Source organism: Gordonia amicalis (assembly GCF_022059885.1).
Taxonomy (GTDB): domain Bacteria; phylum Actinomycetota; class Actinomycetes; order Mycobacteriales; family Mycobacteriaceae; genus Gordonia; species Gordonia amicalis.
The window spans coordinates 1,731,885-1,751,250 of sequence record NZ_CP091855.1 but is presented as its reverse complement, the minus strand read 5'-3'; the positions used below and the strand labels follow the sequence as shown (position 1 = coordinate 1,751,250).

General features: G+C 67.7%; 16 protein-coding genes. 3 read left to right on the top strand and 13 right to left on the bottom strand.

From position 1 onward, the window contains the following. Window positions 1–553: 553 nt before the first annotated feature. The 6 genes from IHQ52_RS08110 to IHQ52_RS08085 all read right to left on the bottom strand — a co-directional run bounded on the left by IHQ52_RS08110 (window position 554) and on the right by IHQ52_RS08085 (window position 7,143). Window positions 554–1,699: a glycosyltransferase gene (locus tag IHQ52_RS08110; protein WP_006435266.1), complete on the bottom strand. Its 1,146-nt coding sequence runs from the start codon at window positions 1,697–1,699 to the stop codon at window positions 554–556. 13 nt (window positions 1,700–1,712) lie between these two features. Then, the gene (locus IHQ52_RS08105; RefSeq protein ID WP_006435265.1) at window positions 1,713–2,933 is read right to left on the bottom strand and encodes a lipopolysaccharide biosynthesis protein; all 1,221 of its coding nucleotides are present in this window, start codon (window positions 2,931–2,933) and stop codon (window positions 1,713–1,715) included. Continuing rightward, complete coding sequence (locus IHQ52_RS08100) at window positions 2,921–4,096, bottom strand: glycosyltransferase (RefSeq protein ID WP_006435264.1); 1,176 nt, start codon at window positions 4,094–4,096, stop codon at window positions 2,921–2,923. The genes IHQ52_RS08105 and IHQ52_RS08100 overlap by 13 nt, the downstream gene beginning before the upstream one ends. After that, on the bottom strand, window positions 4,096–4,722 hold the full coding sequence (locus tag IHQ52_RS08095; protein ID WP_024498662.1) for an acyltransferase: 627 nt from the start codon (window positions 4,720–4,722) through the stop codon (window positions 4,096–4,098). Before IHQ52_RS08095 ends, IHQ52_RS08100 begins: the two co-directional genes overlap by 1 nt. A gap of 8 nt (window positions 4,723–4,730) precedes the next feature. Next, the gene (locus tag IHQ52_RS08090) at window positions 4,731–5,876 is read right to left on the bottom strand and encodes a glycosyltransferase (protein ID WP_210737933.1); all 1,146 of its coding nucleotides are present in this window, start codon (window positions 5,874–5,876) and stop codon (window positions 4,731–4,733) included. Window positions 5,877–6,075: 199 nt separating this feature from the next. Then, window positions 6,076–7,143, bottom strand: a complete 1,068-nt coding sequence (locus tag IHQ52_RS08085; protein WP_024498663.1) for a cellulase family glycosylhydrolase — start codon at window positions 7,141–7,143, stop codon at window positions 6,076–6,078. A gap of 221 nt (window positions 7,144–7,364) precedes the next feature. On the opposite strand from IHQ52_RS08085, the gene IHQ52_RS08080 reads away from it, so the two are divergent. From IHQ52_RS08080 to IHQ52_RS08070, 3 genes are read left to right on the top strand one after another with little or no spacing between them, the layout of a single operon-like run. Beyond that, a complete protein-coding gene (locus tag IHQ52_RS08080; protein WP_006435260.1) occupies window positions 7,365–8,360 on the top strand; it encodes a GDP-mannose 4,6-dehydratase in 996 nt (331 codons plus the stop codon). Continuing rightward, the gene (locus IHQ52_RS08075; protein WP_006435259.1) at window positions 8,357–9,346 is read left to right on the top strand and encodes a GDP-mannose 4,6-dehydratase; all 990 of its coding nucleotides are present in this window, start codon (window positions 8,357–8,359) and stop codon (window positions 9,344–9,346) included. Before IHQ52_RS08080 ends, IHQ52_RS08075 begins: the two co-directional genes overlap by 4 nt. After that, a complete protein-coding gene (locus IHQ52_RS08070; RefSeq protein ID WP_006435258.1) occupies window positions 9,343–10,869 on the top strand; it encodes a sugar transferase in 1,527 nt (508 codons plus the stop codon). The genes IHQ52_RS08075 and IHQ52_RS08070 overlap by 4 nt, the downstream gene beginning before the upstream one ends. Window positions 10,870–10,955: 86 nt before the next feature. Here the strand turns inward: IHQ52_RS08070 and IHQ52_RS08065 are convergent, their stop codons facing one another. The 7 genes from IHQ52_RS08065 to IHQ52_RS08035 are packed head-to-tail and all read right to left on the bottom strand — an operon-like array spanning window position 10,956 to window position 19,136. Further along, window positions 10,956–11,852, bottom strand: coding sequence for a sialate O-acetylesterase (locus tag IHQ52_RS08065; protein WP_006435257.1), 897 nt, complete (start codon window positions 11,850–11,852; stop codon window positions 10,956–10,958). A gap of 5 nt (window positions 11,853–11,857) precedes the next feature. Further along, window positions 11,858–13,075, bottom strand: a complete 1,218-nt coding sequence (locus IHQ52_RS08060) for a lipase family protein (RefSeq protein WP_006435256.1) — start codon at window positions 13,073–13,075, stop codon at window positions 11,858–11,860. Then, on the bottom strand, window positions 13,072–14,337 hold the full coding sequence (locus tag IHQ52_RS08055) for an acyltransferase family protein (RefSeq protein ID WP_006435255.1): 1,266 nt from the start codon (window positions 14,335–14,337) through the stop codon (window positions 13,072–13,074). Before IHQ52_RS08055 ends, IHQ52_RS08060 begins: the two co-directional genes overlap by 4 nt. Further along, complete coding sequence (locus IHQ52_RS08050; protein WP_024498667.1) at window positions 14,334–15,548, bottom strand: alpha/beta fold hydrolase; 1,215 nt, start codon at window positions 15,546–15,548, stop codon at window positions 14,334–14,336. Before IHQ52_RS08050 ends, IHQ52_RS08055 begins: the two co-directional genes overlap by 4 nt. A 29-nt stretch (window positions 15,549–15,577) precedes the next feature. Next, window positions 15,578–16,309, bottom strand: coding sequence for a YveK family protein (locus IHQ52_RS08045; protein ID WP_006435253.1), 732 nt, complete (start codon window positions 16,307–16,309; stop codon window positions 15,578–15,580). Further along, window positions 16,306–17,580 (bottom strand): alpha/beta hydrolase, encoded by a 1,275-nt coding sequence (locus IHQ52_RS08040; protein WP_006435252.1) that lies wholly within the window; start codon window positions 17,578–17,580, stop codon window positions 16,306–16,308. The genes IHQ52_RS08045 and IHQ52_RS08040 overlap by 4 nt, the downstream gene beginning before the upstream one ends. Beyond that, window positions 17,577–19,136, bottom strand: a complete 1,560-nt coding sequence (locus tag IHQ52_RS08035; protein WP_006435251.1) for a tyrosine-protein kinase domain-containing protein — start codon at window positions 19,134–19,136, stop codon at window positions 17,577–17,579. Before IHQ52_RS08035 ends, IHQ52_RS08040 begins: the two co-directional genes overlap by 4 nt. Window positions 19,137–19,366: the final 230 nt, after the last annotated feature.

Below are 19,366 nucleotides of genomic sequence, written 5' to 3'. Positions count from 1 at the left end.
AAGACGTGGAGCGAATGGGCGTGATTCCGGGAAACAGCGGCGTCGCGACACAATTCATCGCCAACGGATTCAACATGCCGAAATTCAACACGGTGAAGTTCAACGCCCTGCCTCACCACTCACCATGCGCCGTCCTCGTCACGTCCGACTGCTGTCAACCACACCGGCTCTCCGGGTTCCGTCGGCACCGTCTTCTCCAGCAACCGCCCGACCCCGAGACGTCTTCGCCGATTTCGTTCTCCGGTGGCATCGTCCGAGCTCACGACCACCAGAATGACAACGGTCACACCGGTGTGTCCTGGACGAATGCCATTCTGCGCCGCGCGGATACCCAAGAGCCTATGGGACGGCTTGACGCCTCACAACTCGGGGGACCCACATCGAATCGGCCACCGCATGAATACCGCCGAATTCCCCGGTCGACAATCACCGAAAAGATCGAAATGGATTTCGTCATTTTGCGCAATTCACGTTCTCGTATGAACCGCGAAGTGTTGCGAATATCGGGCAGATGCCCGTGGTCCGCGCAGACGACATCGCATGGCCCGGCTCGTCAATGGTCGACCGGAACCGGTCCTCGACTCAGCAGCGCTTCCACAGCCTGGTGCGGAATGCGCTGCTCCCAGCGTTCGGCATTCGCCTCGAAAATCCGTGTGCCCTCTTTTCTCGCCAGATCGACGTCCAGGAGGAATGCACGCGCACGTTCGACGAATTCGTCGGGATCGTCGTAGGCGGTCAGCCCGAAAACCGGTTCGAGTGACCCGATCGCGGCGGTGGTGCCCACGACGGGCAATCCACGGCTGGCGGCGTCGAGCAGTTTCACCCGGACACCGCCGCCGGTCCTGATGGGTGCGACGAGGGCGCGACAGGTACCCAGGAAAGCATCGAGGTCCTCCACGAATCCGACGTCCCGGACGCCCTCGGGCAACGGCGGTGGTGTCGCGCCCGGCTTGGGAGCGCCGACGATGCACAGCTCGGCATCCGGGATACCGTCCGAGATGCGCGGCCACAGTCGCAGGATCTCCAAGAAGCCTTCCTGATTCGGTGGCCAGTCCCGGGTACCCATGTACACGAGCCGCGGGATCTCGAGGCCGCCACCCGCGCGGGTCGCGGGCGGCAGGGTGAGATCGATCCAGCGAGCACTCGGGCACCCGCGCTTCCGGTAGAACTGTGCTTCCTCGAGGTCGTAGGTGCCGATCGCCGACGCAGCGCGGGCCACCCGGAGCTCATCGGACAGGATGCGCCTCGCCTCCACCGTTCCCGGGAGTCCGCGCGTGAGTCGCCACACCAGTGATTCGGAGTTGACCGTGTTGATCACCAGCTCGCTGCGACCGACCTGTGTCGAGCGCAGATAGGACTCGGCCATGTACGAATGCTCGGCGAGGAAGACGTCGCTGTCGAGATCGTCGACGGTCCGGACAAGGTCGTCGGTGTCGAAACGGACGTGGCAGACACTGCGCCGGGTCCGCAGACTGCTGCCGATGAGCGCCGGGAGCAGTACGGGCGGCTTCGGCACCCGGATCACCCTGCCGTCGGCCGAGATCCGCGGAGCGTCACCGGTGGTGAGATGGTTGGACAGACACACCGCACGCAGGTCGAACGACTCTGCCGCGATGTCGAAGATCACCCTGGCCAGCGCGACGTCGCCGCCGTGGTCGTGTTCGATGTCCTTGGCCATCATGAAGGTCACAGTCGTCATGCGATCACCCCTGTCATGCGGTTTCCTCTTCTCGGGTGACGAGCCTCGCGGGCCGCACCGACCGAACATAGATCGCGAACAGGATCGCGTCGGTCACCACCGATGCGATCGCCGCCCCGACCGCACCGAAAACCGCCAGCGCGCAGACCGATCCGAGCTTCACCGGGACCAGGACGGCGGCCGCGGCGCTGCGCACGACGTCACGACGCTGCACGTAGAGCACCGTCGTCAGCACGTTGTTCATCACGCGCAACCCGACGAACAGCGAGATCACCACCAGCGCCCAGGCGAGCTCATGTGAGTACGGGGTTGCCAGCATCACGAACCCGGACACCATCACGAGCGCCGATGTCGCCGCCGCCATGATCACGACGTGCTTCACCGGCGGCCCCGCCGCCACCGCGCCATCGGCCGCACGCAGCTGCTCGTGATAGGTCCCGGCAAGCGACATCCCGACCTGGCCCGCCGCCCATCCGACCGTGGCGGCGATAGCGAAGTATCCAGCGACATCGGAATCCGTCACCGCCCCCAGCAACAGGATGTCGCCCTGCATGTAGAGCGCATTCGCGAGATGCTCACCGAACAGGATCGCGATGAGGCGCGCCGAGCCGGGGACCCCCGGTCTGGTACGCGGCGCAAACGTCGCGGCATGGAGGGCGATGACGACATACGGTGCGAGATAACAGAAACTCGCCGTCTCGAGGTCGGCCGACGGCGCGAACTGCAGATAGCCGATCGCGAGTGCGATGCTGACGAACTGCCGTGTGGTGTCGAATCGCATCACCCGATCGGGGTGGCCGTCGCGGAGTGCGCGGCTCTTGACCGCATTGAACACGATCTCGCCGCCGGCGACGGACAGTGCGAACCACACCAGATACGGTGCGCCGAGACACAGCGCGCCCACCACCATCAGACCGAGCCCCAACAGGACCCGGGTCACGCGCTCGGCTGCGAAGGCATCCTCCGCCTCGCGGATGGCACGCACCGCGAACGGATTGTCCAGTGGGGCCGCGATGATCGCACCGAGTGCGAAGGCCATCGCGTACTGCCCGTAGGCGCCGATGCCGAGGTGGAAGGTGAGAGCGACGGTCCAGCCGAGACCGGCCGCTCGTCCGCCGTAGGTCCAGCCGGCGGCCGCGAGCGCCTTGACGACGTGGCGTCGGCTGTCGACCGCCGACGCCGCCTCATCGGTGCCGGCCACACCGGTCTCGGCGGCGCCGCTCAGGCCCGGCACAACGCCCTCGCCCAGGTGTCGAGGTAGGTTCTGACGACCTCGTCGGGTTCACGCACCTCGCGCATCTCCTTCAGCGCCTCCCCCATCGCGGACAGCCGATCTCGCGACGTGACGAGTTCCGCCGCGGCCGAGGCCAACGCGTCCACTGTTTCCTCGTGCGTCCGTCCGCCCTCCTCGACGACGAGGACACCTCCCTCGGTCCGGAGCTCGCCGAGCGCACCGTGGCCGGTACACACGACCGGAGTGAGGTGTGCGATCGCGTCGGAGACGACGCTCGATCCGGGGAACGCCTCACCGTAGAGGCTCCGCGTGCCGTAGGGCACGACGAGCGCTCGGACGGAGGAGAAGTACGCGGGAAGATCCGCGTCGTCGACCCCGCCGAGGATCTCGACCCCGTCGAGGCCGGGTAGGGCTTCGGTGCCGCGGCCGGCGATCCGGATCGCGATGTCGTCGGGAAGGACACCCCGAAGCCGTTCGACATGCTCGAAACCCTTTCCGCGATAGACCAACCCGAACAGTCCGACCGCTTTCGGGCGATCCGGTGCGGCAACGACCTCACCGCGGCTCCAGACGGGCATGTGTGCATGCCGCACCGTGGTGTCCGGGTAGGCGCGCAGCAACGACCGCGCCCCGGCGTGGCTCATCGCGAACAGTGTCCGGGCTCCGACCACTCTCCGCTCGATCGCACGCGATAGCGGCCGGAGCGGGAAATGTACTGCGTGGTTGAGGAATCTGCGCCGCTCGAGGAACGCGACACGTCCCGGCCACCACACGAGACCAGGCGGATCGTGCACGGTCGCACTGACCAGGACGCCGCGTCGAATCCGTTCGAGTCCGGCAGTCGGCCAGAAGGATTCGACCGATCCGCCGGAGAACTCACCGTGCACGACGACCGGACGACCATCTGCGGCGTCGATGAGTTCGATGATCTCGCGGCGTCGCGCGCGCAGGTCGGTGACCGTGTCGGTACCCGGCCGCGGGTGCCGGACCTCGTGGAAGTCGGTGAGCCGCCGCCGCAGCATGTCCGCGAACACCTCGGAGTACGCCCCGACCCCGCCCGCGCTCCGCTCGGCGGCGACATAGATGACGCGGGCCCCGTCCAGCCCGTCCAGCCCGGACGTCCCGGGTTGCCCGATCGTCCCCGGCGTCGACTGCCCCGTCATCAGTAGAAGAGCGGCCGGTACTTGGGCCGGTACCGCAACGCCGACTCGGGCCGCCGGGAGATCGTCGTGGCCGGAACACCGCCGACGATGTCGAGGTCGGCGACGTCCTTGCTGACGAGCGCGCAGGCGGCGACCACGGCGCCTCGGCCGATGCTGACCCCGCTGACGATGGTGGCGCGGCTGGCGATCCAGGCGTAGTCGCCGATGTGGACCGGTTCGAGGACGGCCGCGAACTCCGGACTCGCCGGGTCGTGTTTACCGGCGATGATCTGGGTGTCGCTGGCGATCACCACGTTGTCGCCGATGCAGATGCCCGACCGCGCGTCGAACAGCACGCGGAAACCGATGGAGCAGGCCTCCCCGATGCGGATCTGGTCGATGTCGAAGACCTGGCACCCGCGCAGGATCGACGTGTCCTTGCCGATCTTCGCGCCGAACGCACGAAGGAACGCCTGCCGGATGGTGTGCGACGGGAGGTGGGTGACGATGGTGTTGTACAGCAGGATTCCGACCCGGTTCCTGGCCTTCGCGATCGTCGAGATCTCGGTGAAGGTGTACCGCGGATGGAAATCCGCGCGCTGCGGGACGGTCGGACCGGCGGGTCCGGCCGCCGGCGGTGTCGTCATCTCGGTACTCACGTGCGCTCCGCTCCCCTCGTGACCACGGCCTCGGACACGAGGTTCCTGATCTCCTTGATGAATGTCTCCTCGCCGAAATGGGCGACGTGTGCCTTGATCTGTTCGGCATCCCAGTCGCGCGTGGCGATCTCGGCGACGGCGGCCCGGATGCTCATCGGGTCGGGTGCGTCGAAGAACACGCCGTTCACGCCCTCCGCGATGGTGTCGAGGAAGCCGCCCCAGCGCAGTACGGCGCAGGGTTTGCCCCGCATACCGCCCTCGAGTGGCGTGAGACCGTAGTCCTCGTAGCTGGCGGCGATCACGGCGGTGCAGTGCTCGTACAGCCACCCCATCTCGGCGTCGGTCAGGTCGCACAGCATCGTCACGTTGTCGGGCGCGGTCGCGCGCAGGCGGTCCGCCTCGGGTCCGCGGCCCACGACCACCAGGTGCTCGTCGGTACCCCGGAAGGCATCGATCACCGCGTCGACGTTCTTGTACGCCAACAGGCGTGAGATACACAGGTGGTACGGGCGTACCGGTACACCCGCGGGCGCATCTGCCGTCCCGGACGGTGCCGGGGGCGGGATCACCGGAGCCGAGACCACCGTGGAATCGAGACCGTACGTCGCCGCGATGCGGTCGCGGACCGCACTCGATATCGCCAGATAGCGGTCACAGCCCAGTGCGGCGGCGCGGTCCCAGCGACGGAGTGCGGGGCCGAGCATCCTGATCGCGAGTCTCTTGATCGCACTGGATGATTCGCCGAGGTAGACATCGGTCTGGTAAAGCCAGCGAGCAGGCGAATAGCAGTAGACGAGCCGGTAGCCGGTGGTGTCGAAGCCGTGCGCCCAGCCGCTCGAACTCACCACCACGACGTCGGCGTCGATCCGCATCCGCGACGCGGCGAACGGCAACACGGGCAGCGCGGAGCGGTGATCGGTCCGCAGTGCCGCAACACGATTCACGGGTGAGGTGATGATCGTCTTGCCGCGGAACTCGTCGTAGGTCTGATCCGGCTCGTACAACAGCGTGTAGATCGGGGCATCCGGAAATGCCCTGCTGAGGGACAACACGACCCGTTCCGCCCCGCCCCGCTGAGTCAGATAGTCGTGAGCGATGGCCACTCTCGGCACTTTGTCCACGACGATCCCAGCATCCATCATGTGCACCACAGAACCACTTCTCCCCCGACTGATTTCGAGAAGAATTCTCGTGAATACGAGTGCACGCACTCGTGCGGACCCCGATGCCCGCTCGAGAAGAATCGTAATGTGGAAACGCCCACTCCGCGCGGCGTGCTCGGTGTATGTGAGCTTGCCAACGCGGAGCGGGCGCGAGATCGTGCCTCCTTCAGGCGGCGGGTCAGGCCGCTCCCAGCACGCCTGCAGCGTATTTCGGGGTCCAGTCGTGTTTGTAGACGGCACCGAAGTTCTGTTCACGATCAGCCGGGTCGGGCCCGTTGTCACGGATGCTGTAGATGAATGTGGGGCCCACGAATCCGGCGGAGACGGCGAAGCTCATGACGTCCGTGATCTGCTTCGCCTGTTCCCATTCCGAGACGGCGTCGGCTGCGGTGCCGGTCGGAGCGCCGAGCTCGGTGAACCAGATCTTCTTCGCACCGTCGCCGCGCGCGATCATCAGGTTGCGTACCGCCGGGACGTCGGTGACGGCGTTCTCCGGATTGGCGTACAGGCCGCCGGGGAACACGTACGGGTGCATCGCAAGGGCGTCGAAGCTGCCCTTGGCACCGGCGTTGTACATGGCCGTGACGAAGTTCGGCGGCGAGTTCCAGCCGCCGGAACGGGCCAGACCTGCGGCGATGACGGTGGAGCCCCACTGCGTCGACTTGATGGCGCTGTAGGCGGCCTTCAACAGGGAGGTGTATCGCGCGGCGTCGACGGTCCACCCGAAGAAGATGGGCAGGTTCGGCTCGTTCCAAATCTGGTAGTTGGTGACCTTGCTGCCGTAGCGGGCGATGAACTTCTTCAGGAAGGCGGCCAGATCGGCGTTCTCGGTGGGCGGGGCGGTGAAGAAGGACCCCACCGGACGCGACCACGGCGGCGACGACACCACATTGGCCAGGACCTTGAGACCGCGGGCCCGTGCGGCGTTGATGATCCGGTCGGGGGTGGACCAGTTGTAGGAGTTCCTGGTCGTCTCGATCGCATTCCAGTCGATCGTCACACGCAGCCAGGTCGCCTTGGTCCGCTTGACCGCGTCCAGCTCACGACCGAGGTCGGAATCGTTAAGCCACAGCAGACCCGCGCCGCCGGCGAAGCCGAATCCGGCCGTGGTGACGGGCACCGCCGCATCGGTGGGGCCGGCCGCACTCCCGGAACCGAACCAGCTCGAGGTGTCGGGAGCCGCTTTCGCCGAACCCGACACGCTCCCGCCGATGACGAGTCCGAGCACCAGAGAGATGCTCACCACAAAGGCGGAGAGGAAGTGGGTTCTCGAAAGGCGGAATTGCCCGGATGATCGTATTGTCATGGCGCAGAGAGTACCGCCAAGTTCGGGGACCCATATGGGTGGCGGATTCCGAACCGGCTGTGTTCGCAGGTTTTACATGCTCTGGTCGGGGAATCAGTGCGTGTTCGAAAGTCGGTGACACGACATCGATGTCGTTCACCTCGCGCTGGGAGAAATTGTCGATGAAATCTGCGTTGATCACCGGTATCACCGGGCAGGACGGCCTCTACCTCGCCGAACTCCTGCATGCGAAGGGTTATCGGGTCGTGGGACTCGTTCGGGGACAGAACAATCCGAAGGCAGCCCGCCTCGCCGAATCACATCCGTACGTCGACATCGTGAGCGGCAATCTGCTCGATCTGTCCAGCCTGATGCGGGCCATGACCTACGCGAATCCGGATGAGGTGTACAACCTCGGCGCGGTCTCCTTCGTCGCCTACTCGTGGCAGAACGCCCGACTCACGAGCGATGTGACCGGTACGGGCGTACTGAACATGCTGGAAGCGGTTCGGCTCCATCAGGATACGACGGGCAAGGACATCCGCTACTACCAGGCGTCCAGCTCCGAGATGTTCGGGAAGGTGCAGGAGGTCCCCCAGCGCGAGTCCACGCTGCTGTGGCCGCGCTCGCCCTACGGCGTGAGCAAGGTCTTCGGCCACTACATGACGATCAACTACCGCGAGTCCTACGGGATGCACGCAAGTTCCGGAATCCTGTTCAACCACGAGTCGCCGCGTCGCGGCCCCGAGTTCGTCACCCGCAAGGTCACCCAGGCGGTCGCCCGCATCGCCCTCGGCATCGACGACTCCATCGCCCTCGGGAACCTCGATGCGCAGCGCGACTGGGGATTCGCCGGTGACTACGTCCGCGCGATGTGGTTGATGCTCCAGCAGGACATCGCCGACGACTACGTCATCTCGACCGGCGAGACCCATTCCATCCGGGAGTTGCTCGACGTCGCGTTCGGGGTCGTGGGCATCGACCGGTGGGATCATCTGGTCCGCATCGATCCCCGCTTCTTCCGTCCCGCCGAGGTCGATCTCCTCATCGGCGACAGCACCAAGGCACGTGAGCTCCTCGGCTGGAAGCCCGAGGTCGGTTTCGCCGAGCTGATCACGATGATGGTCGAGGCCGATCTCGACACCGAGTCGAAGAAGCTGGCCGGCAAGGTCGCATGACCCCGCCACGTGCCCTTGTCACCGGCGCGAACGGGCAGGACGGGCACCTGCTGATCGAGGAATTGGTCACGCTGGGTTGGGATGTCGTCGCCGTCGTACGACCGGGCCGAGCGGTGGGTCGCTCGTCCGGTGGCAATGTGGTGATGAGTCCGGTCGACCTCGCCGACCCGGAATCGACGCGCCGCGTGATCACCGACCACGCACCCGACCACATCTTCCACCTCGGCGCCGTGTCCTCGGTGTCGGAGAGCTGGCACGATCCGCTGACGACCGCCCGGGTGACCGCGATGTCGACCGTCGCGATCCTCGAGGCGGCGTCCGCACTCACCGACCTCGGACACCGTGTCCATGTCGTCAACGCCTCCAGCGCCGAGATCTTCGCGGGATCCACGATCACGCCCCAGGACGAGACCACGCCGATCGCGCCGGCGTCTCCCTACGGGGCGGCGAAAGCGTACGGCCACACCATGGCCGGGGTGGCGAGGTCGAAGGGATTGCAGGTCGCCAACGCCATCCTCTATCCACACGAGTCCCCGCTGCGTTCCACTCGTTTCGTGACCCGGAAGATCACCGCCGGAGTCGCGGCGATCGCGGTCGGCAGCACCGAACCACTCGTCCTGGGCAACCTCGATGCACGCCGGGACTGGGGGTGGGCGGGCGATCATGTGTCCGCGATGATCACCCTCGCCGTGAACCGGGCCAACGACGACTACGTGGTGGCGACCGGCGAATCCCACAGTGTCGGTGAGTTCGTCGCCACCGCCTTCGAGGTGGCCGGGATTCCGGAGTGGGAACACCTCGTGACGACCGATCCGTCGTTCGTCCGGGCGGCGGACGGCGTCGATCTGGTGGGCGATCCACGCAGGATCCGCGATGAGTTCGGCTGGCGGCCCAGGACCGGATTCACCGAGGTGGTCGAGGCCATGGTCCGGCACGACCTCGCCCTCCTCGGCGCGGACCAACCCCGGCGAGCGGCAATCGCATGACCTCGGCCCGCGACACGGTCCCGGGAGATCCCGGTTCCGGATTCCCCGGCGGAGCCCGACGCCTGATGTCGGTGCGTCGCCGGCAGTTCCGCTCACGGTCCTGGGTCCCGAGGTACACGAGAGCCCTCCGGTACACCGACCTGGTCGTGGTGGTCGCGTCGGTGGCACTGGCGCAACGACTCCGGTTCGGTCCCAGCGGTGCCCTCCACTCGGCCGCGGCGGTCCACCTCCCGTCGATCCTGGTGTCCGCGGTCCTGGTCGCCGTCTGGATGGTCGCGATCGCCGCCTTCCAGACCTACGACCGCCGGATCCTGGGATCCGGTCCGCAGGAGTACAGCCGCGTCGTCACCGCATGCTTCGCGGTGTTCGGCGGACTGGCGATCGTCGATCTCCTGGGCGGACTGAACATCGCCCGCGGTTACCTGGCGCTGGCCCTGCCGATGGGAACCATCGGACTGTTGCTGAGCCGGAACATCTTCCGCCGTCTCCTCGCACGGGCACGGGTCTCCGGGCGGCACCGTGAGTCGGTACTGATGGTCGGCGGTGTGGAGTCGGTGCGGCCGACCGTCCGGCGACTGGCGGCCGCCGCCCCACTGGGATACCAGGTCGTCGGCGCGTGCCTACCGCCCGGGCATCGTGGTACGGACACCGACATCGACGTCGACGGGGTGGCGATCCCGGTCCTCGGAGATTTCGACGACGTCCTCGCCGCCGTCGGGGCGTCGGGGGCGACCACCGTTGCGGTCACCTCGGCTGACGCCCTGGGGCATCAGGCGATGCAGGACCTGTCGTGGAATCTGCACGGACTCGACGTCGACATGGTGGTCGCACCAGGTGTCACGGATGTGACCGGTCCCCGGATGATGGTGCGTCCGGTCGCCGGGCTGCCACTGCTGCACATCGATCACCCGCGTTACGAATCGGCCACTCGGTTCCGCAAGGCCGCTCTCGATCGCTGTGGCGCAGCGGTTCTCCTGCTGGCACTGGCACCCGTGTTCCTGGCGGTTGCGGTCGCGGTGGTCGTCGACTCCGGCTTCCCGGTCTTCTATCGGGCCGACCGGGTCGGGCTGGGCAACAGGAACTTCCGCATGTGGAAGTTCCGGTCCATGATCGCCGGCGCCGACCGCATGAGGGACCGGCTCGGCGACCGGGACGACGGCGCGGGCCTGCTGTTCAAGGTCCGCGACGATCCGCGGGTCACCCGGGTCGGCAGGGTGATCCGCGCCTTCAGCCTCGACGAACTCCCCCAGTTGTTCAACGTTCTCACGGGCCAGATGAGCCTCGTGGGTCCGCGTCCGCCGTTGCCCGACGAGGTCGCGAAGTACGACGGTCGCGTCGCACGGCGGATGCTCGTCAAACCCGGGATGACGGGACTGTGGCAGGTGTCCGGGCGCTCGGACCTGTCGTGGGAGGAGTCGGTCCGGCTGGACCTCTCCTATGTGGAGAACTGGACCATCATGCAGGACCTGACCATCTTGTGGCGCACCGCACGAGCAGTCGTCGCGAAGGACGGAGCGTACTGAGCCCCGGGCACCCGCCGCCCGGAACGGTCGCCACTTCGGCCCGGAATTGCGTTCTCCACCCCGCGATTCGGAGACCGAAGTGGCGATCACTCGTTGCGGGAAGGGCCGGCAAGATCCCGATAGGCCTCGAACATCGCGCGTCCCAGCTCGCGCTGTCCGGCAGCGCTGTAATGGATGGTCTCCCCCGGGTTGTGCATGCCCTCCGGCCCCGGTACGTGGGCACATGCCGCGTGCCGGTCGGGTGTGGTCGCGTGGACATCCGCGATACCCGGGTACCGCGGATGTCCCGTGGCGATCTCCTCGGGCACCATCTGGCCGAGGATGAACGGCACCACCCCGAAATGGTCACGGAGACCGCGGATCAACGTGTCGAGCCGGTCCTGATAGACGTCGGGTGGCGTCAGCGGGACATCGCTCTCGCCCTGATGCCAGAGGATCGCCGCGAGTCGTGAACCGGCGCCCGCGGCGGTGAGAGCGTTGCCGATCTGCCGGACGGCGAGGTCGTACAGATTGACGCGCACGGACCGGTTCGCCGGGTCCCAGCTGTACCCGTTCTTCTGATGGAACGACGTGTCGCCGCGAGCCGACGGGACCAGCAGCACTGCCTCACCGGTGTGGTCGGCCAGCAGGGAACCGAACGTCGTCGCGAATCCGGCCCCGGCACCGGGGATCTCGTGGAGCAGCGGGTCCTCGGCCTGCAGTATCCGCCCGCGCCGCCGGCCGCATCCCGGCCACTGGTGGACCCGACGATCCGGCTGGGTGGGAAGCGCATCGACCCCGGCCATTCCGGCACCATGCGCATTCGACTGCCCGAGAACCGCGACCACCGAGTAACGATCGGCCGGTTCGACGGCGGTCCCCGCGGCGAGTAGACGTTTCACCGCGTCTTTCGTGCGGATGATCCGCTGGGCCCTGGCCGGCGCGTCCCCGTGGATTCGCACGTCGGACTCCGAGATCGACTGACCCGTCGTGGGTTCGTGCATGGCGTTCACCTCTCCGCGCAGGTCGACGATGCCGGTTCCCCGGCGAAGCGGGCCGAGATCCACGGCAGCAGTGCGGCCGCGTCCACATCTGGGTGCCCGCGGTCGGCTTGGTAGTCGACGGTCACCGAGTTGCCGGCGGCACAGGCGCGTTCGACGAACCTCGCAGTCCACTCCGCATCGATGAAGGTGTCGCGGCCGCCGTAGAGGACGTACATCGGCACCGGTGTCGGGGCCACCGGTACGGCATATCCGGCGAGGACCTCCGACAACCTGTACGCGGACTCCGGCGTGCCGGGTCCGATGTCGCGCGGCGCCAGCGACTCGGCCGCCTGCGCCCGGCCGGCGACTGCCGGTCCCGTACAGGCGGACAACGTGTCCCACGTCGCCACCCCTCGCCGGTAGTCGTCGAGCCGTACCGCCGGGTCGCGACGTGACCACGCCTCGACGATCCACTGCAGCATGAGCTGCTGGTCACCGGTGATCGTGCCGTTCCGGGACTTCTCGACCACATCGGCGATGTCCGCGGCCGGGACCATCGCGGCCGCACCGAGCATCGTCAGACCTCGGCCGTACTCGGGTGCCGCCATCGCGGCGGCCAGAACGGCTCCGCCACCCTGGGATCCGCCGTAGGCGACCCACTCCTCGGAGGCGTAGGGCACCACCGCCCGCAGCGCCCGGACGGAATCGATCACGTTCATACCCGCGGTCCGGGCGTCGAGATACGGGTGCACTCCCGGACTCCCGAGGCCCTGGTAATCGGGCAGTGCCACCACGAAACCCGCCTTGACGAGCCCGTGTGCGAGTTCGCCGAGACCGTACATCCCGGCGGCGACGGAGGGTGCGCACGGCTCGTCGATGCCGGTGGTGCCGTGCGCGAACGCCACGACCGGCCTCGTCTGACCGGCGTCGGGTTCCGGACCGGTGACCACCAGTCCACTGACGACGGTGGGTTCTCCCGAGTTCGCATCCGTGGACCAATAGGTCACCCGGATCGCGCGGGCGTCGTCGAGACGTGCCGAGATCGGCAGCGAGCCGGTGTATTCGGCCGACACCACCTTCCCGGGGCCCTCGACGATCGCGAACGGCACCGGGCCGTCCGCGGGGTCCCGGACTACGTTGACGAGACGGACACCCGAGATCACCATGACCAGCATGATCGTGTGCGTCACCAGCGCGAGCGGTGCCGCGATGAGGAGGGGATGCCGGCGGACGAAGCCGGTCATCGCCGACGCATCCTCCTGGCCACCACCATGGCGGGCTGCTCGATGTATCGATAGGTGATGCTCGCGAACACGAGGCTGACCGATCCGACGAGCAGGACGTTGACGATGAGACCCGTCACCGAATCACCCTGCAGCAGTCCGAGTCTGCCGATCACGATCATCAGCGGGAAATGCCAGAGGTAGATGCTCAGCGAGATCCGTCCGCTGTAGTCGAGCGGCTTCCAGTCGAGCGCGGTGGCGAGCCTGCCCTCCTGTCCCGCGGCGAGCGGCAGCACGATGATCAGGATGAGCAGCGCCGAGGACAGCGCTGTGAAGGTCGACTGATACGACGAGCCGGCCGCGATCAGCACCAGCATGATCAGCATCGACGGTACGAGCGCCACCGCCGACGCGATACGCAGACGCCGGGCGCCCCGAACCGAGATGTGGCCGGTGCCGACCGCGACGAACGCCGCGACGGCGAGCATGCCGAACGCGAAGTTGTCGGCGGCTGCGAAGAAGCTCCGCAGGATCACGGCGACGGCGTTGGGTCCCCAGTTCTGCTCGGTCACCGCGGTGATGCCCCGGGCCTCGGCGACCCGGCTCGCGACCATCTTGCCGATCGTCCCGACCACGATCAGGATCACCGGTGGTGTCACCACGAGGATCGCGGCATGCGTTCCGAACCGCCGCCGTAGCCACCACATGGCCATCCCGAACAGCGGCAACGACAGGTAGAAGCCGAATTCCAGTGTCAGCGACCACGATGGGCTGATGCCTGTCTGCAGGTACTGCGGGAAGTAGGTCTGCGTCAGGGTCAGGTTGGTCAGGAGCATCACCGGGTCGGTGATCATGCCCGTCCCGGTGTCCTTGCCGGTCTCACTCACGACGAACTCGTTCACGACGAAGCAAGCCTGGAGAACGTAGTTGGTGATGAGGAAGATCAGCAGGTACGCGGGGAACACCCGCAGCAGACGATGCGTCGCGTAGGAGCGGACATCGGGCGGGGACTCGCGGCCGCTCACCAGGCCCTTCACGTACGGGAGGTAGAGCAGGAAGCCGGACAGCGCGAAGAAGAAGATCAGGGCCTGACCCAGCAGCTGGAGTCCGCCACTGGCCATCGTGTCCGGCGAATTCTGCACGGCGACATGGACGATCAACACCGCCCAGCACGCGATTCCGCGCGGGCCGTCGAGGCCACGGATCCGACCGGCGTTCGGTGTCTTCTCGGTTGCGGGGACATCAACGGCGGGGATTCCCCGCCGTTCCAGGTTCTCGGTCATCCGGCTCTCTCGATCTCTGCGCATCGGTTGTAGCTCGGTTCGTCGTCGAATCGGGCGGTCAGCCAGCCCACCACCTGGCGGCCGTCGATGCCGCCGTGGTCGGCCGCGGGTTGGAACTGGGTGTGGACGATGTCGCCGCGTGCGCAACTGCGCCGCACGGCCGCCGCGGTCCACTCCGACCGGATCAGTTCGTCCTTGCCGCCGTAGATCACGATGGTCGGCGCCGCTGCGGGCAGGTCGGGAACAGCGCGTTCGCGCAACAGTTCCCGCAGCTCGGTCACGGCCTCGGGCGATGTCGGTCGGAATTCGTCGGCGCTCAGCGACTCGAGCACCTCGGCTCGCTGTGCCCCACGGGACGCCGAACACTGCGACAACTCATCCCAGGACGCGACGACCTCGGGCCCGACGAACCGGCGCAGGTCCAGCTCCGAGTTCTCGGCGTTCAGTGCCAGCAGCAGCCAGTTGTACAGCCCGTACTGTTCGACGGTCATGGCGCCGGAGGCCGCGAGGTCGGCGAGCCCGGAGACGTCGGCAGCCGGCGACAGCGCGGCGACACCCACGAGATCGAGTTCACTTCCGTACGTCTCGGCCAGCGCGTTGGCGGCCCACGCCGCCTGCCCGCCCTGTGAGCCACCCAGGGCTCCCCACCGGGTCCCGGTCTCCGGCACGAGATATCGGGCCGCCCGGACCGCATCGATCACGTTACGGCCGGAGGTGCGCGCATCGAGGTACGGATGGGTCGGACGCTGCTCGTCCGGATCGCCGAGGCCCTGGTAATCCGGGACGACGACGACGTAGCCCAGCTGGAGCCAGCTCGCGGCGGTGACCGCCAGGTCACCCAGATCGGACTTGAGCGTGACACCGCATTCGCCGAGTACACCGCTCGTGCCGTGCGGCAGGACGATGACCGGCCGGCCGCCTTCCGGCGCCGGACCCTTGGGAGCGAAGAACGCTCCCCACGTCTCGGTCTCCTCGCCGGTCCGGCCGTCGGTCGACACGTACTTGACGCGCAGCGCCAGTTGCGAATTCGCCCGCACCCGGCGGTCGAGCAACGGCATCGTCTCGGCTGCCCGCAACGCGCCGGGTCCAGCTCCGTCGGTGTTGACGCGATACTCGACGCCTCCCGCACCGGTCGTCGGAGTGGCCTGTTCGTCGGCGTCGGATGAACAGCCGGCGACGGCAATCACCGCGGCCACCAGCACCGACGTCATCCTGATGCGCCCGCTCGATCGTCTCCCCATCACGCTCCCCCTCCGATCGCGCCCACGATAGGCGCACCCCGATGTGCGGCGTCTGACGTACGCGGGACCCGCGCCTCCCGCGGATCCACGACCCGGTCGCGCGCGACCTCCACGCCGATCACGAGCACCAGACCCATTAGCAGGCCGAGGAGCACAGCGGTCGTGATCGTGCCCCAGAACTCGGGCAGCACAGGTGCATCCGGCACCGAGGCGACGTCGATCACGTCGATCTCGTGCAGCGGTCCCGCGACCGGGCCGTCGCTCCACTCGAGTTCGGTCACCAGCACCCGGAGGACGTCGACCACCGAATTCGCGAGGTGGGCGGCGGCCTCCGCCGTCGGGCCGGTGGCCACGACGTCGAGGACGGCACTGTCGAGAGGCGAGCCGACGGTCAGCCGCTCGCGGAGACCGTCCGGGGTGACGGCGTCACCGAGCAGCCCGGCGTCGTCCGCACGGGCCACCCGCGACAGCACCTGGTCCGACACCGCGAGCTGCACATACGATGCCGACCGCAGCTGACCGGCGAGGTCGCTGGCGCGTTCGGCGCCGACGCTGGCCGGCCCCGGCGCGATGATCAGTGCGCTCGAGTGCGCCTCATAGGTTTTCGGCATCAGGGCGTACGCACCGACGCCGACGGCAGCGGCCGCGATCACCGTCGCCACGAGCACGACGAGGTTGCGGCGCACGATCGCCAGATAGTCCGCCGGTCGGCGGGTCGACGGTGACCTCATGGGCGGTCCCCGCAGTTCTGCGGCGGCTTCCACCCGGACTCCAGGGACTTCATCCAGGCCACCGATTGTCCGGAGTCGAGCTGGGCATGGGTCTCCCCGATCCGGCGCATGGCCTGGATGGGCGACCCGGCGGCGCAGGACCGGCGGATCGCCCGCTCGGTCCACGGAGCGGCGATGAGTGGGTCCTCGGTGCCGTACATGATGAGCATCGGCGCAGTGGCCCTGCCCACCGGGAGCGATGTGGCGGCGAGGTGGTCGCGGAGTCGTGCCGCCGCCTCCGGGGTGTGCGGTGCGACATCCTCGACGCCGATGGAGTTCAGCACCCGCTGGGTCTGCTGGACGTCGATCGGGATGCAGCGGAGTACCTCGGACCAGTTCTTCCGCAGGAACTCCGAGCGGTAGTCGTCGCGGTCGAACTCGTCGGGCAGCACGCGTGCGAGCGAATCGATCAGGTAGGCCATCATCGGGACCTGATCGGCGGTGAGCGTGCCCTTCTCGGCTCGTTCGACCAGTCCGGTCATGTCCGACACCGGCACCAGGGCCACGGTGCCCAGGAGGTCGAGTCCCCCGCCGTAGGTCGGTGCGAGTTCGCCCGCCGCCCACGACGCCATCCCACCGAGCGAGACGCCGTAGGAGATCCAGGTGTCGCCCAGCCCGGGGAAGACCGCACGGGCGGCACGCACCGCGTCGATCATGTTGTAGCCGTAGGTGCGCGCGTCGAGGAACGGGTGATCGACGTCCCGCATGCCGAGGCCCTCGTAGTCGCTCATCGCGACGGCGAAACCGTTGAGCACCAGTGCTGCGATGATCTCGTCGCTGCCGATCAGGTTGACGTACTCCGAAGGACCGCAGTCGTCGAGGACACCGGTGGTGCCGTGCCCGAAGGCGATCGTCGTCCAGCCACCGGGCGGCGGTTCGCCCTTCGGGGTCACGACGATCCCCGAGACCACCGTCGGCGACCGGTCGAGACCCGACGTCGACCGGTACTCGACCCGTTTGACGATCGCACCGAGTTCGGTGATCACCGGAATCGGTCCGCGGGGCGGGTCCTCGACCTCGAGCACCGCTCCGGGTCGCCCGGTGTCGGCGGCACCCCGGACGACCGGTTCCGGGTAGGGAGTGACCAGGTCGGGCGGTGGCTGGAGAACGAGCGGGACCGCCGGGTCCGATTCGGGCCCATCGGTGAACACTGTTGTGCCACAGCCACTCATCACGAGCACCGTCGCCATCAGGGAGGCGGCGAACCGCCCGCGGGTCGACGCCCGCGTCAACGACCCCGCCCGTCCGACGGGACACCGGCCGCCGCGGCCGGGCCGGAACCGTTGGGTGAGGAGTGGCCGATCGTGGCGCGGATCGTCCCGGTCGCGCTGTCCGGAGCGGACTCGATGTTCTCGTCGGGGACAGTATCGTCGGCGTACACCGCGTCGTCGACCGGTTGCTCGTCGGCACCGGACTCCGTGACGGACGAATCCGGCGACGACATCGGCCCCCGCTTGCCGCCGACGAGTACCGTACCGATCACCGATCCGACGAGCTCGATGGCGGCGACACTGTCGCTCAGCGCCTTTCGGGTCGCCGTGCCGCTTCGCACCACCACGACCATCGCGTCGGCAAGAGCCGAGTACACGATCGAATCCGACGACGTACCCCGCTGGGTCGATCCCGGCTTCTCCGGCCTCATGGGCGGGCAGGCGATGACGATGTAGTCGAAGCGCTCGCGCAGTTCGTCGAGCACCGATCCCATGACCGGACTGCTCACGAGGGCACCGGATTCCGGCGGCACCGGGCCGGCGGGGAGGATGGTGAGCGCACCGTGGCGGACGTACGGGTCGACGCTGCCGGCACTCCCGGTCAGCACGGTGGACAGTCCGTGATCCGCGGAGATCTCGGCACCCGCGGTCAGGCCACCGCCGGACAGGTCGCCGTCGACGAGCAGGACGGTGTTCCCCGTGGCGGCCACGGTCGAGGCGAAGCGGGCGGCGATGTCGGCTGCCCGGGCCTCAGGCCCGACGCCGGTGAATCCGATCACCCGCGGTGCCCGGTCCTGCTCGTTGCGCCGTCCACCGAGGAAGCGGATCAGATTGTGCAGTCCGCGAAGGGCATCCGCGTCGGGATCGACGGACTCGCCGCCACCGATCGCCTCGACTGACACCGGGTGGGGCGACAGCACCGCGAGTACGGGATGGTGGGTCGAATCGACGGCGGTGGCCTCGTCGACGACGGTTCCGCGACGCCGCCACCCGAGCAGCAGCGCGACCACGACACCGACGACGAGTCCGGCGCCGACACCGATCCCGGTCCAGAGCATCCAGGGCGCCCCGGCGGGTGCCGGCAGACCCGGTTCGTCGTAGAGGACCGCGGAGGCCGCCGAGGTCCCGCCGCGTCGTGACGTCTCGAGTTCCTGCACGACCTCGACGGTCTGCTGGGCGACGGCGGACGCATACGACTGGGCCCGTTGCGGACTCGGTCCCGATACCGAGATGGTGAGGATGACGGTGTCCTCGACGGGTAGCGCCGTCGTCTGCGATTGCAGGTCAGCGGGGCCGATGGCCCCCTCCAGCGCCTGGGAGGCGCGGGTGGCCACCTGCTCACTGGTCGCGATCTGGGCATACGAGTTGACGCGCCCCTCGGCGAAGAGGTTGTTCTGGTACGACTCGCCCACCGAGGTGCCGCCCTCGGCGGTGACGAAGAGGCGGGCCGTCGACACGTAGTCGACGGACGTGAAGTACATGCCGTAGCCGAATCCGACCAGTCCGCCGACGAGAACGCTCGCCACGACGGCCCACCAATAGCGGACCGCGGTGCGGACATATTCGTTGAATGGCACGAGACCTGCTCCTTCCGGCGATGGCGGAGCAAGACCGAGGGATCGAGTGATCAACCGTGGAAATGTCTGTGAAACATTTCCACGGCGGATTGTTCGAAACCTGGTGCCTTTCCCCGACGCGCCAACTCTAACCACTGTCGGCCGGTCGCGCGCTTCGAGAGCTGTGATCTCTGACTCGTCGTGGCCCACTTACGTTTCGGTCGAGATCTCACCCGATGCCCACCGCCGGA

Bases quoted from the DNA above. Each gene is read 5' to 3' on its own strand.
- IHQ52_RS08110 (WP_006435266.1), bottom strand. From the start codon at position 1,699: ATGACGACTGTGACCTTCATGATGGCCAAGGACATCGAACACGACCAC.
- IHQ52_RS08100 (WP_006435264.1), bottom strand. From the start codon at position 4,096: ATGACGGGGCAGTCGACGCCGGGGACGATCGGGCAACCCGGGACGTCC.
- IHQ52_RS08095 (WP_024498662.1), bottom strand. From the start codon at position 4,722: ATGACGACACCGCCGGCGGCCGGACCCGCCGGTCCGACCGTCCCGCAG.
- IHQ52_RS08090 (WP_210737933.1), bottom strand. From the start codon at position 5,876: ATGATGGATGCTGGGATCGTCGTGGACAAAGTGCCGAGAGTGGCCATC.
- IHQ52_RS08080 (WP_006435260.1), top strand. From the start codon at position 7,365: ATGAAATCTGCGTTGATCACCGGTATCACCGGGCAGGACGGCCTCTAC.
- IHQ52_RS08075 (WP_006435259.1), top strand. From the start codon at position 8,357: ATGACCCCGCCACGTGCCCTTGTCACCGGCGCGAACGGGCAGGACGGG.
- IHQ52_RS08070 (WP_006435258.1), top strand. From the start codon at position 9,343: ATGACCTCGGCCCGCGACACGGTCCCGGGAGATCCCGGTTCCGGATTC.
- IHQ52_RS08065 (WP_006435257.1), bottom strand. From the start codon at position 11,852: ATGCACGAACCCACGACGGGTCAGTCGATCTCGGAGTCCGACGTGCGA.
- IHQ52_RS08060 (WP_006435256.1), bottom strand. From the start codon at position 13,075: ATGACCGGCTTCGTCCGCCGGCATCCCCTCCTCATCGCGGCACCGCTC.
- IHQ52_RS08055 (WP_006435255.1), bottom strand. From the start codon at position 14,337: ATGACCGAGAACCTGGAACGGCGGGGAATCCCCGCCGTTGATGTCCCC.
- IHQ52_RS08050 (WP_024498667.1), bottom strand. From the start codon at position 15,548: ATGACGTCGGTGCTGGTGGCCGCGGTGATTGCCGTCGCCGGCTGTTCA.
- IHQ52_RS08045 (WP_006435253.1), bottom strand. From the start codon at position 16,309: ATGAGGTCACCGTCGACCCGCCGACCGGCGGACTATCTGGCGATCGTG.